The 13,161-nt window shown below is 63.6% G+C and carries 6 protein-coding genes and 1 pseudogene; 4 read left to right on the top strand and 3 right to left on the bottom strand.

Features of this window, described 5'->3' with window-relative positions; translation table 11 throughout:
• Nucleotides 1–54: 54 nt before the first annotated feature.
• The gene (eutC, locus tag B2D37_RS21485; protein WP_079204600.1) at nucleotides 55–870 is read left to right on the top strand and encodes an ethanolamine ammonia-lyase subunit EutC; all 816 of its coding nucleotides are present in this window, start codon (nucleotides 55–57) and stop codon (nucleotides 868–870) included.
• 131 nt (nucleotides 871–1,001) lie between these two features.
• A complete protein-coding gene (locus tag B2D37_RS21480) occupies nucleotides 1,002–1,457 on the top strand; it encodes a GNAT family N-acetyltransferase (RefSeq protein WP_079204599.1) in 456 nt (151 codons plus the stop codon).
• 87 nt (nucleotides 1,458–1,544) lie between these two features.
• Here B2D37_RS21480 and B2D37_RS21475 read toward each other — a convergent pair.
• Nucleotides 1,545–3,148 (bottom strand): annotated as a pseudogene (locus B2D37_RS21475) (protein kinase).
• A gap of 121 nt (nucleotides 3,149–3,269) precedes the next feature.
• On the opposite strand from B2D37_RS21475, the gene B2D37_RS21470 reads away from it, so the two are divergent.
• Nucleotides 3,270–4,109: a zinc-dependent peptidase gene (locus B2D37_RS21470; RefSeq protein ID WP_079204598.1), complete on the top strand. Its 840-nt coding sequence runs from the start codon at nucleotides 3,270–3,272 to the stop codon at nucleotides 4,107–4,109.
• A 77-nt stretch (nucleotides 4,110–4,186) separates the two neighbouring features.
• On the top strand, nucleotides 4,187–4,714 hold the full coding sequence (ppa, locus tag B2D37_RS21465) for an inorganic diphosphatase (RefSeq protein WP_079204597.1): 528 nt from the start codon (nucleotides 4,187–4,189) through the stop codon (nucleotides 4,712–4,714).
• A gap of 154 nt (nucleotides 4,715–4,868) precedes the next feature.
• Here the strand turns inward: ppa and B2D37_RS21460 are convergent, their stop codons facing one another.
• Together B2D37_RS21460 and B2D37_RS21455 are read right to left on the bottom strand one after the other, a co-directional pair.
• Nucleotides 4,869–6,587, bottom strand: a complete 1,719-nt coding sequence (locus B2D37_RS21460; protein WP_079204596.1) for a ShlB/FhaC/HecB family hemolysin secretion/activation protein — start codon at nucleotides 6,585–6,587, stop codon at nucleotides 4,869–4,871.
• Complete coding sequence (locus B2D37_RS21455; RefSeq protein ID WP_079204595.1) at nucleotides 6,584–13,075, bottom strand: YDG domain-containing protein; 6,492 nt, start codon at nucleotides 13,073–13,075, stop codon at nucleotides 6,584–6,586. The genes B2D37_RS21460 and B2D37_RS21455 overlap by 4 nt, the downstream gene beginning before the upstream one ends.
• Nucleotides 13,076–13,161: the final 86 nt, after the last annotated feature.

The raw sequence follows: 13,161 nt of genomic DNA, 5'->3' as shown, positions 1-13,161 counted from the left end.
CGCCGCCGGAGAGGCGGGCCTGGCCCGCTCGACAACCGCGATCAAGGAACCACCATGGAACAAGAGTTGCCCGTTTGCGCCACCACCGAGAATCCCTGGCAGGAGCTGCGGCGCCTGACGCCGGCGCGCATCGCCCTTGGCCGCGCCGGCACCAGCCTGCCCACCACGGCCCTGCTGGACTTCCAGTATGCCCACGCCCAGGCGCGTGACGCGGTGCACCTGCCATTCGACCATGCCGCCCTCAGTGCCGGCCTGGCGGACCGCGGCCGCGCCAGCGTGCTGCTGCACAGCGCTGCGGCGGATCGCGATAGCTACCTGCAGCGCCCCGATCTGGGACGCCGCCTGAATGACGCATCGATCCGCCATTTACACGACTACGCCCAGGCCAACCCCGGCGGCGTAGACCTGGCGGTAGTGGTGGCGGACGGCCTGTCGGCTCTCGCCGTGCATCGGCATGCGCTGCCTTTTCTCGCGCGCATGGAAGAACTGGCTACCGCCGAAGGCTGGTCGCTGTCGCCGGTGGCCTTGGTGGCCCAGGGACGCGTGGCAGTGGCCGATGAAGTCGCCGAGCTGCTCAACGCGAAGATGGTGGTGATTCTGATCGGCGAACGCCCGGGCCTCAGTTCGCCGGACAGCCTCGGCCTGTATTTCACCTATGCGCCGCGCGTCGGCCTCACCGATGCCTACCGCAACTGCATCTCCAACGTGCGCCTGGAGGGCCAGAGTTATGGCATGGCCGCCCATCGCCTGCTGTACCTGATGCGCGAGGCCTGTCGGCGTCAGCTGTCCGGGGTCAATCTGAAAGACGAGGCGCAAGTGCCGTGCCTGCACACGGCACCAGCAGGCATGAGCAATTTCCTGCTGAGCTAGTTTTCGTCAGCGAGATCAGATCAAACGCTTGTTTTGATTGCGCTTTCCAAAAGCATTAGGCAGCATCCAGGCGTCCACTGGCGCAGCTCATGCGTTGCCAGCCCAGCCAATCACTAATACCGAGGCTCGCCATGCGTATCGTCCCTGCTACCTTGGAGCACCTGGATCTGCTGACCCCGCTGTTCGTCAAATACCGTGAGTTCTTCGGCGAACTGCCGTTCCCCGACTCCTCGCGCAAGTTTCTGGAAACCCGCCTGCGCCGCAAGGAATCGGTGATTTACCTGGCCATGGCCGACGACGAGGACAAGTTGCTGGGGTTCTGCCAGCTCTATCCGAGTTACTCCTCGCTGTCGCTCAAGCGCGTGTGGATCCTCAACGACATCTATGTCGCCGAAGACGCGCGGCGTCAGCTGGTTGCCGACCGTCTGCTGCAAACCGCCAAGAACATGGCCAAGGAAACCAACGCCGTGCGCATGCGCGTCGCCACCAGCCGCGATAACGAGGTGGCGCAGATGGTCTACGAGTCGATCGGTTTCGTCGAAGACGAGCAGTTCAAGAACTACGTACTGCCCATCAACAGCGATTGACCGGGGACCGCGCCGACCCAATCCAGCTGCCATGCCGGCAGCGGGATTGAGGCCGGCCGTGGTGTGCGCCAGCGCCGTGCGTTACGCCTACCCCATCAGACTAAGCCATAAGCCAAACCCCAGCTGAAGCACCAAGGCGCCGAGCAATGCCAGGCGCCAGGGCTGTGCGCGCAGGTTGATCCGCACCAGAGCCGGCGGATGCGCCAATGGCTCTTGCAACGCCTGGCGAAACTCCGACAACGCCTCGAACCGCGCCGCCGGCTGGGGCGCCAAGGCCCGCGCCAGCACGCCGTCCCAACCGGCCGGCAAGCGCGTGGTGAAGCTGGCCAGCGGCACATACCGGCTCGACGCCGCGCCTTCCGGGCAAGCGATTTCCGGCCATTGGCCACAGATCAACCAGTAGGCCAGCGCCGCCAGGGCGAACTGATCGGCGCGCCCATCCAGCTGTTGCTCGCCGCGCAACTCCGGCGCCTGCGGGATCGCCTCGGCGGGCAGCCGCTGACGGGGGACGCCCGGCAATAGCGCGGCATATTCCGGCAACAACAGCAGACGTCCGCTCTGGCTGATCAGGATATTCCGTGGGCTCAGCCACAGCCCCTGCATACCTCGGCGCTGCAGGGCGCGCACGGCCGCAATCGCCTGATCGAGCAGGGCCAGCAGGGTCGATCCATCCACAGGCCCATGGCCCGCGGCCCAATCAACCAGGCTGCGCATCCCCGGCCCAGGCAGTTCGAACAGCAGGAAGGCATGCTGACGCGGCCGATGCGACGACAGCACCCGTGGCAAGCTGGCCACCGGACTGCGGCGCAAGGCCCATTCGCGCTGCCAGAAAACCTCGTCGGCCGCCTGCGCGGCGAGCCACAGCAAGGCCTCGCGGCCGCTTTCGTCGCGCGCCTGGAACAGCCGACCGGCTGGACCGAACGGACACTCGCCGAGCAGCGTCCAGCCATCCAGCCATCCAGCAGGATGCCCGCCGCGGCCTCACCCAGGGCCGGCCATTGCTCGCGCGGCGTCGGCGGCGGCAGGCTTGCGGCCGCACCCGCTAACAGCAGCACGGCGGCGCCCGGCGCCTTGAGCAAGGGCGCCAGCAACGCCGGCAGGCGCTCCACGGCGAGCACCGCGCAGCCGGTGCGGAAGCTGTCCAGGTCGGCCACGCCGAGCAACGGCTGCGGCGCCAGCAACAGCGCCTCGCCCTCAGTCAACGGCAAGCTGTGCTGCACCAGCGCCAGCTCCGCCTGCAGGCCCAATTGCATGTCCTCACGCCCCGACAGGCTCTGCAGACTCCCGCCCTTGTAGCGCCGCAGACCCACCGCACCGGCCTGCAGAAACTGCGCAGCGCCGCCCTGCAGCAACAGCACCCCGGCATCCAGTTGCGGCACACGGCGCCCCGTCTGCCGACTGTGGAACAGCTGCCGATTGAGCGCCGCCAACACCTGCCGCGCCGCCTGCGCCTCGCTCCAGCCCGCAGGCGTGCAACGATAGTCGGCAAACAGCGCATCCAGATAACCCTTCAGCTGCTGCACCACATCGGGGCACTCGCGCGCCCACAACAAGGCCACCAGCAACACCGGCGGTCGTCCCTGGCGCCCGGCCAGCCAAGTCGCGCGAGCGCGCGCCGCCTGGCTTGGCAGGTCTATACCGCCGCCCAGCACCAGGCTGACGGCAGGATGATCCATGCGTTCTATCGGCATCGGCAGCCCTCCCCGTGCACCACTGCCTAATGCGTTGCAGTCTTTATGCCGCTTCGTTGCAACTTGCCGCACGCACAGACGCCGCTTATGGTGAGCGGCCGTGCAACCCGAGCCAGTCCCCATGTGGTCGTTCCGCGCCTGGCGCCGCCGGCGCATCCTAGCCCGCCATCCAGTCTCCCCCGCGACCTGGGCCACCGTGCGTCAGCGCCTGCCGCTGCTCGACGGTCTGAGCGACAGTGAACAACAGCGCCTGTGCGAACGCGCCGTACTGTTCCTGCACGACAAACACCTGAGCACCCTGCCCGGCGTCGAACTGGATGCCAGCGACCGCCTGACCCTGGCGGCCCAGGCCGAGCTGCCGCTGCTGCACCTGGCCGACCTCAACTGGTACCAGGACTTCCACGAGATCGTCCTCTACCCCGACGATTTCGTTAGCCCGCAACGTCACCGCGACGCCAGCGGCGTGGTTCACGAGTGGAATGGCGCGCACAGCGGCGAGGCCTGGCAGCAGGGACCGGTGATCCTCGCCTGGCCCGGCGTGCAGGCCGCCGGCGGCTGGGACGGCTACAACCTGGTGATCCACGAATTCGCGCACAAGCTGGACATGCTCAATGGTGTCGCCAACGGCCTGCCGCCGCTGCACGGCAGCATGCGCATCGGCGACTGGACCAGTGCCATGCAAAGTGCCTACGACGCCATGAACAGCCAACTCGACGCCCATCCGCACCGCGCAACGGCCATCGACGCCTACGCCGCCGAAAACCCGGCAGAATTCTTCGCGGTCACCAGCGAATACTTCTTCAGCGCCCCGGATTTGCTCGCCGCCGCCTTTCCCGCGGTCTATGCGCAGCTGGCACTGTTCTACCGCCAGGATCCGCTGGCGCGCCTGCAGCGCTTGCAGGCGGCGCATCCTGGCTATCGCACTAGATCCAAAGGCGGCCATCACGCGACCAATGGCTAGGCTCCCCGGCATAGCAACTGGCGGGGAATACGCCTATAATCCCGCCACTTTTTTAGCCCTTCCCCGGGAGTCACTCCATGAGCTACAGCAAGATTCCAGCCGGTCTAGACGTACCGAACGACATCTACGTCGCCATCGAAATCCCGGCCAACCACGCGCCGATCAAATACGAAATCGACAAGGACAGCGATTGCCTGTTCGTCGACCGCTTCATGGCCACCCCGATGTTCTACCCGGCCAATTACGGCTACATCCCCAACACCCTGGCCGACGACGGCGACGCCCTCGACGTGCTGGTCGTGACCCCGTACCCGGTGGCCCCTGGCGCAGTAATCCGCGCGCGTCCGGTTGGCGTCCTGCACATGACCGACGAAGCCGGCGGCGACGCCAAGCTGATCGCCGTCCCGCACGACAAGCTGAGCCAGTTGTATGTGGACATTAAGGAATACACCGACCTGCCCGCCCTGCTGCTTGAGCAGATCAAGCACTTCTTCGAGAACTACAAAGATCTCGAAAAAGGCAAGTGGGTCAAGGTAGAAGGCTGGGGCAACGCCGACGCAGCCCGCGCCGAAATCATCAAGGCAGTGGCGGCTTACCAAAAATAAGCTGACACCACCCCCTAAAAGCCGGCCACAAGCCGGCTTTTTTATGCCTGCGAAATGTGGCCCGCCACTGCGCAACGATCCGCCCCAGCATTTGCAGTCCCGATCAGGCCGCGCCTGAAGCCCTTGCGGCTCAGGCACGCTCGCGCCCCGCGGTTCAGAACCCCCAGCTAACGCCCAGCCAGCCGCGCACCGAGTCGGCATCGCTAAGCAACTCTGGCGTGGCGCCGATGGGCGTCGCGATGCTGGCTTTGGCGCTCCACTGGCTTGGGCCGGACCAGTTGAGTCCTACGCCCGCGCCGCTCAGGGTCGCGCTGTTGGGACCGCTCAGGCCGGACCAGCGGTTCTGGTTGAGGGTGACATGGGCGCTGTCGATAAACGCCAGCGCCTGCCATTGGCCAGCCCACGCCGCACCGAGGTCATGGCGCAGTTCGGCGCTGCCCATATACCCGCTATCGCCAGACAACACGCCGATATCATAGGCGCGCACCGAGTAAGGGCCGCCCGCGCTCATTTTTTGCGAGGAGTCCAGGTTGCCGTCGGCCCATTGACCGGACACGCTGAGATACAGGCTGTTATTCAGACTCAGCCGCTGCAGGCGTACCAGACTGGCGTTCCATTTCGAGAACCCGCCTCGGCTATTCGCGCTGGCAGCATCGGCCGCCTGCGCCGCGCTGTCGTCGAACTCGACCCGGCCAACGGTCACCCCCAGGTTCCACAGACTGATGCCGCCGGATCCCAGGGTATCGCGCGCGTCGCCGGCCAGGCTGGCCGTCCAGTTATCCAGATGGCGATCGGTGCGAATCGCACTGAGGTCGACGCGGTCGCGCAATTGCAGGCGGTCATACTGAATCTGCCCGGAGAGGTTCAGGTTCCTGCTGCGCAGCAGTGGATGCTTGGCCCACACACTGCCTACTTGAGCGCTGCCGTGGGCATCAAGATCCTCGAACTCTTCAGCCAGCTTGTAGCGCAGTGCCGAATAGCTGCCGCCCAAACGAGTGCCCTGCCCGTTCAGCAGTGACTCGTAACCGAGGCGGCCATAGTTCAGCCCGCTCCCCGAACTGAGCGCACTCAGGCTCAACACATCGCCATGGCCCAACGGGTTATTCAGATTCAGCGTGCCGCCGAGCCGCTCGCGCCCGGTGTAGCGGTTGCCGTAACCGTCCAGCGCCAGATTGCCCGAGACCGTCGGACCGGCCAGGGTGTTGACCAGCAGATCCGAGGTGCCTACCGTCTGTCCCGGTTTCAGGGTGGCGTTGATCGCGATACCCGGAATATCCGAGAGCAGCAACAGTTGCTGATCCAGCTCTGCCTGGCTGATGGCCTGCCCGCTTTTCAGGGGCGCGAGAGTGGCCGTCAGCAGCGAATCGTTGACCCGGCTGCGGTTATCCAAACCGATCTCGCCGTAGTGCGCCTCGACCACTTCGATAAGCACTTCACCGTCGCGAATGGTCTGCGCCGGAATGATCGCCCGAGCCAACGGATAACCGTGATCACGATAGTACGCCGTGATGCGCTCGGTCAGCTCGCCCAGTTGCGGCAGGGTCATGTCGGTGCCTTGCGCATCCGCCACCAGGGCGTGCAGGGTCGCGCGGTCAAACTGACGGTTGCCCGAGATGCGCAGGGTCTTGACCCGAAAAGGCGCGCTCGCCGGCAGCGTGGCGGCGCTCGGCTCGATGCGCAAACCGGTCCCGGTGGACGACGGCACAGCCGGTTTAAGCGGCTGAATCTCCCGCAGAAGCGAGCCGGCATTCGGCACTTCAGGGCCCGCCGCCTGAGCACAGAACGGCGAAACAGCCAACAACAGCGCAGCACACAGCGGCTTGAGGGTTTGCAGAGGAATCACCTTATTGTTCACAACGAGTTTCTTATTCATTTTTCGGCAACCATATTGTCCGGCAGCTTCACGCCGCCATTGACAATTTGCAGTGAAGGACCGGCGCTGCCGATCGTCATTTGTGTATTCAACACCGCACTGTTATTGGCATCGGCCGCGGAAGAAACGCCCGCCGCGCCGCTGTCTGCATTGGCGCTCTGCGATACACGAATGGACGATGACAGGTTGAGGGCCTGAGGCTGACTGCTGGCCTGAGGCGACAGCACGCTGGAGGCCAGTTGCGTGGTGACATTGACTACCGGATTGGTGGCAACGCCTGGCGTGAGCGTCAGGGCGCGGGCATTGCCGGCGGCCTGGGCGAACAGATAGTTGCTGGCCGTCAGGCCGCCGCCATTGATGGCGTACACGCCGGGCTGGCTATTGATGCCAGCGGCGGTCGTCCAGATCGGGGCGCCGCGGGTCGAGCCCGCCAGGGTTTCGCCGGACACAAATCCGCTCACCCCCCCGGAGAGGGCACCCGGCGCCCGCCCGGAAAAGAAGCTGGCCGGCGTGGCCGCGTAAGTGAGCGTGGCGCGGGTGATATCCGCCGCGGTCGAGCCTTGGTCGCTGATGCGGTAGTTGCCAAGGTCGGCCCCGGCATAGTGGCTGACCAGCGCCACGGTCTTGCCGGCGCCGACGTTTTTGCTATCAAACGCACCCGCCGCACCGACGGTCACCTTATCGCCCGCCAGGAGCCCATTCAGGCTGGCCGTCGCCGTATTCAGGCTGACGCCCGTGTTGCCGTCATACACCTTGCTGTCGGCGGTGATGCCGGTCACCGACAAATCAGCCTTGCCGATGGCGGCCGTCAAGCCGGTTTGCTGCAGCAGGTTGTAGTTGCCGGCGTCGCTGCCGCTCAGGCTGTTGCCGCTAACGGTGACGCTCTGCGTGCCGGCGTTCTTGCTGGCAAAAGTGCCGCTGACGCTGCCGATCACCGCCACGTCGTCGCTGCCCAGCTTGGCAATCGATGCCGTGCCGCCTAGTGCGGCGGCGGTGTTGGCGTCATACACCTTACCGCTGGCGGTAAGGCCGGTCACCGACACATCAGCCTTGCCGATGGCGGCCGTCAAGCCGGTTTGCTGCAGCAGGTTGTAGTTGCCGGCGTCGCTGCCGCTCAGGCTGTTGCCGCTAACGGTGACGCTCTGCGTGCCGGCGTTCTTGCTGGCAAAAGTGCCGCTGGCGCTGCCGATCACCGCCACGTCGTCGCTGCCCAGCTTGGCAATCGATGCCGTGCCGCCCAGTGCGGCGGCGGTGTTGGCGTCATACACCTTGCCGCTGGCGGTAAGGCCGGTCACCGACACATCAGCCTTGCCGATGGTGGCCGTCAAGCCGGCTTGCTGCAGCAGGTTGTAGTTACCGGCGTCGCTGCCGCTCAGGCTGTTGCCGCTAACGGTGACGCTCTGCGTGCCGGCGTTCTTGCTGGCAAAAGTGCCGCTGGCGCTGCCGATCACCGCCACGTCGTCGCTGCCCAGCTTGGCAATCGATGCCGTGCCGCCCAGTGCGGCGGCGGTGTTGGCGTCATACACCTTGCCGCTGGCGGTAAAGCCAGTCACCGACAAATCAGCCTTGCCGATGGCGGCCGTCAAGCCGGTTTGCTGCAGCAGGTTGTAGTTGCCGGCGTCGCTGCCGGTCAGGCTGTTGCCGCTAACGGTGACGCTCTGCGTGCCGGCGTTCTTGCTGGCAAAAGTGCCGCTGGCGCTGCCGATCACCGCCACGTCGTCGCTGCCCAGCTTGGCAATCGATGCCGTGCCGCCCAGTGCGGCGGCGGTGTTGGCGTCATACACCTTGCCGCTGGCGGTAAAGCCAGTCACCGACAAATCAGCCTTGCCGATGGCGGCCGTCAAGCCGGTTTGCTGCAGCAGGTTGTAGTTGCCGGCGTCGCTGCCGGTCAGGCTGTTGCCGCTAACGGTGACGCTCTGCGTGCCGGCGTTCTTGCTGGCAAAAGTGCCGCTGGCGCTGCCGATCACCGCCACGTCGTCACTGCCCAGCTTGGCAATCGATGCCGTGCCGCCCAGTGCGGCGGCGGTGTTGGCGTCATACACCTTACCGCTGGCGGTAAGGCCGGTCACCGACAAATCAGCCTTGCCGATGGCGGCCGTCAAGCCGGTTTGCTGCAGCAGGTTGTAGTTGCCAGCGTCGCTGCCGCTCAGGCTGTTGCCGCTAACGGTGACGCTCTGCGTGCCGGCGTTCTTGCTGGCAAAAGTGCCGCTGGCGCTGCCGATCACCGCCACGTCATCGCTGCCCAGCTTGGCAATTGCTGCCGTGCCGCCCAGTGCGGCGGCGGTGTTGGCGTCGTAAGTCTTGTCGTTGGCGGTCAGGCCGGTCACCGACAAATCAGCCTTGCCGATGGTGGCCGTCAAGCCGGTTTGCTGCAGCAGGTTGTAGTTGCCGGCGTCGCTGCCGGTCAGGCTGTTGCCGCTAACGGTGACGCTCTGCGTGCCGGCGTTCTTGCTGGCAAAAGTGCCGCTGGCGCTGCCGATCACAGCCACGTCATCGCTGCCCAGCTTGGCAATCGATGCCGTGCCGCCCAGCGTTGCTGTGGTGTTGGCGTCGTAAGTCTTGTCGCTGGCGGTCAGGCCACTGACACTCAGGTTGAACTTGTTGATGGTACTGGCGATGTTGTCGGCATAACTGATGTTGTAGTTTCCGCCGCTGTTGCCGTCATTGACCGTAACGCCGGTGACGGTGACAGTCTTGTTGCCACTACCGACGTTCTTGTCGGCGAAGGTAAAGCTGCCCCCGGTAAGCGAGTCGCCAGTAAACAGAGTACCGCTGGCCACGACAGCCGTACCCACTGCAGTGAGGCCCCCGTCGTAGGTCTTGGTGATGTTGTTAGTACTCAGGGTCAGGTCTGCTTGATTAATGGTCAGGTTCCCACCCGTAATGTCATAGCCTTGCTGGGTGGAGTAGTAACCGTTATAAAAACCCGCATTGGTTCCTGTGGCGGCGGCACCCAATACATTGGCGATGAGCGTGAATGCACCACCGCTTTGGGCTGCGCCGTTGTAAGTCACGGTAGCATCAGGTGCGCCGCTGAGCGTCAAGCCGGTCAGGAAGCTGGTGAGCAAGGGGGCAGTATGGCCTTCATAAATACGCCAGACGGCACCGCTGCCACCGGTATTGGCGATGGTATTGGGGGTGGCCGTATTCCAGCTACTGAAGCTGGCTTGCTGCATCAACTGTGCGCCGGTTAGGCCCGTCGCTCCAGTTGTTGTGCCGCCGCCTATGCCGGTCGCCTTGACGCTGCTGTTCCAGTAGCTGCTACTGATCGTACCGCTGTTGGACCCCACCAGCCCGCCGACGAAGGCGCCGCTGCCGATGACGAGGCCCGCAGCGTAGCTGTTACTGATCGTGGCGCCATAGTGCCCGCCCACCAGCCCGCCGATCGCCAGGGAGCCACTCACGCTGCCGGTGGCGTAGCTGTTGCTGATCGCCCCGCCATTTGTGTGCCCCACCAGTCCGCCGAGGAAGTTGGTTCCACTCACGTTGCCGGTGGCGTAGCTGTTGCCGACTGCACTTGCGTAGCTATACCCCGCCAGCCCGCCGAGGTAGTTATTGCCGATCACGCTGCCCGTCGAGTAGCTGTTGCTGATCGCGCCACCATTTGTGTACCCCACCAGCCCACCAACGTAGTAGTCGCCGCTGACGCTGCCACCGAGCAGTCCGACGTTGCGGATTACAGAACCCGTGCCCGTGTTTCCAAACAAGCCGACGTAATTTGTTAATGGCCGATTGATGGTGAGGTTGGAAATGGTATGACCCAGGCCGTCGAAAGTGCCACTGAATTTGATAGTTGAATTGCCGAGTGGAACAAAGCCCGCACTGCCCCAAACATCGGTGCTGATACCGCCAATGAGACCGGTGGTCGCAGCATTGACATTGGCACCCAAGGTGTAGCTCGCCGAGAGGTTCATCGCCATCAGTTGCAACTGATGTGCATTATTGATAGTGGTCGAGTATTCGGAAGCCAACATGGGTCGGGTTGCGCCGGGTGAGCCGTTCGCATTGTTCAAACCACCGTCGGCGTCGACCATTACCCAGTTATTGCCCGATGCACCGGGTGTGCTGGTGAAAGTGAATCCTGTGAAATTGGATGCTGTTTGCATCTGGGTGGTGGTCAAGCCCAAGCCGGCTGCTGACGTGGACTGCCCGGATGTCTCGGTGTTCCAGTAGCTGTTGGTGATCGTGCCGCCGTTCCAGCCAATCAGCCCACCTGCTTGATTTTGATGTACCTGCATGACGCCATTCGCATAGCTGTTGCTTATATTGCCAGTGTTTATTCCAACCAGACCGCCGAAGTTATCCTGCTCATTCGAGTCACTGGTGACTGCGGCGGTGCTGTACGCATTTGCAATAATCGATTCATTCACACCAACCAGTCCACCGAGCCGATTCGAGCCGAATACAGTGCCTGACGAATAACTGTTTTGAATGGTTCCCTGGTTAAACCCAACCAAACCACCCGCATAGGTACCACCTGTAATCGCACTGTCGGCATAACTATTGCTGATCGTTCCTCCTGTGAAGTTGGTCCCGACCAGCCCGCCGACGTTGCTGCTGCCGCTGACGCTGCCGGTCGCGTAGCTGTTGCTGATCGTGCCGGTCTCGTTGAAGCCCACCAGTCCGCCGATTCTGTCGTTGCCGCTGACGCTGCCGGTGGCATAACTGTTGCTAACTGTGCCTTTGTAGTTGTACCCCATCAATCCGCCGACGTTTTTATTGCCGATCACGCTGCCGCCGAGCAACCCCACGTTCTGAATCACAGAACCCGTGTTCGTGATTCCAAACAGGCCAACATAAAATGTTGATGGCCGGTTAATGGTGAGGTTGGCGATGGTATGGCCCAGCCCGTCGAAGCTGCCGCTGAATCTGGAGGGTTCTACGCCGATCGGATTGAAGCCTGCGCCCGCATTCCAATTTGAAGTGCCACTGGCGTCGATATTGTTCGCCAATACATAGTTTTTCCCCAGCATGCCACTGCTAGCTATGCCCTGCAGACCATAGACATCGGCCAGTCGGTAGGCACTGCCACTGCTGCCGTCGCCGCTCAGTGCGCGGATAAAGCTGCCGCCGTTAATCCGGAAGTCAGTGGCGTTGAAAGTCGGCAAGGTCCCAGTCTGACTCCAGTTGCCGCTAGTCAAGGTAAAAGTACCCACGCTGACCGCCGCAGGTGCGCTGATGCTGCCGGCTGCATTGAGAGTGAGCCCCCCATTTGTCGCAGTGATTGCATTGTTGATGGCGATATTGCGCTCGGCCGTCAGTGTCAGCGTATTAGCACTGCTCCAACTCAGCGCCTGATTGACGGCAATGTCACCGTTGCCTCCGGTTGTGCCCATGGTGGCGGTGGCGATCTCAAAATTGGTGTTCGCCAGGTTGCTGGTGACTGTATCTGCCGTCATATCGCCGCCGCTGGCAGCAATAGTGAAATCGCTGGGATCAATCAACCAGGTGCCGGTCTTGCCGTGCGCGGCGGCGGTGGTTATTTTTGCGTTGTCGGCCACTTTTACATGGGCGGCCGAGGTTTCGATAAAGCCGCCATCGCCGCCGTTGGGCGCGCTGGCATCCAGGGTGCCGGCGACCTGGACGGTACCGGCCTGCATGCCGCCGAGCAGCACGATCACGCCGTCATGATTTTCCACCGTGCGCGCTTCGATCACGCCGGTGTTATTGACCACGCTGGCCAGCAGCGCGTCCTTGGCGCCGGCACTCATCAGCACCCGGCCGCCGTTTGCCTGGATCAGCCCGCCGTTGTCGGCCAGGTTGTTCAACAGACTCTGATCCACCTGCATCTGCACCAGGCTGTTGTCCGCGAAGGTCAGGGTGGCGGCGCTGCCGGCACCCAGCGCGACGCTGCCACGGGGCGCGGTAATCGTGCCCTGGTTGCTGACGGTATTGCCCAGCAGCGCCACGTAACCGCTGGCGGCCGCATTGAGCGTGCCGCGGTTGATCACGCTGCCCGCGCCGTCGCCGCTGAAGCTGCGGCTATCGCTATTCAGGCTGGCGTCATTCAGGTCCAGGGTGGACGCGACCAGCGCGCCGACGTTCACCTGGGCGCCCTGGCCAAATAGGATACCGTTGGGGTTGATCAGGTACACCTGGCCGTTGGCGTTGAGGTTGCCGAGAATTTGCGTGCCGTTGCTGTCCATGATTCGGTTGACCGCGATGGCGGTCGCCGAGGGCTGGTTAAAGTTCACCGTTTCCTGGGCTGCAATATTGAAGCTATCCCAGTTCAGCGACAGGTTCTGGGTCGCCTGGGTGATGGTGGTGGTGGCCCCGGACTGGGCAATGCTGCCCGTGCCTGACACCACTTGCCCTCCTTCGGGCGCGGCCTGGGCGAGCGCCGAGGACAGCCCCACTACCGCCACGAGCAATTTTCGGCTGGCGCCTTTGCCCCGGCCTTTGGTCGTTTCGGCGACCGCAATCCAGGCACCCAGCACCTGACTCCAGACCAAACGATATAGGTGGTTCAATGATCCACGGCCTTTCATGGGGGCTGCCTCTTTCGCGATTTTTTGTTGGAGCGGCTGCGCAAGCAATGCACAGGGCGACCCGTTCCCCCGCAGAGGGAACGGGT

It is taken from the genome of Pseudomonas sp. CC6-YY-74, assembly GCF_002025205.1.
GTDB classification, from domain to species: Bacteria; Pseudomonadota; Gammaproteobacteria; order Pseudomonadales; family Pseudomonadaceae; genus Aquipseudomonas; species Aquipseudomonas paeninsulae.
This window is presented reverse-complemented; position numbering and strand designations above follow the sequence as displayed.

Coding starts and splice junctions, on each gene's coding strand:
- B2D37_RS21455 (WP_079204595.1), bottom strand. CDS start 13,075: ATGAAAGGCCGTGGATCATTGAACCACCTATATCGTTTGGTCTGGAGT.
- B2D37_RS21470 (WP_079204598.1), top strand. CDS start 3,270: ATGTGGTCGTTCCGCGCCTGGCGCCGCCGGCGCATCCTAGCCCGCCAT.
- eutC (WP_079204600.1), top strand. CDS start 55: ATGGAACAAGAGTTGCCCGTTTGCGCCACCACCGAGAATCCCTGGCAG.
- B2D37_RS21460 (WP_079204596.1), bottom strand. CDS start 6,587: ATGAATAAGAAACTCGTTGTGAACAATAAGGTGATTCCTCTGCAAACC.
- ppa (WP_079204597.1), top strand. CDS start 4,187: ATGAGCTACAGCAAGATTCCAGCCGGTCTAGACGTACCGAACGACATC.
- B2D37_RS21480 (WP_079204599.1), top strand. CDS start 1,002: ATGCGTATCGTCCCTGCTACCTTGGAGCACCTGGATCTGCTGACCCCG.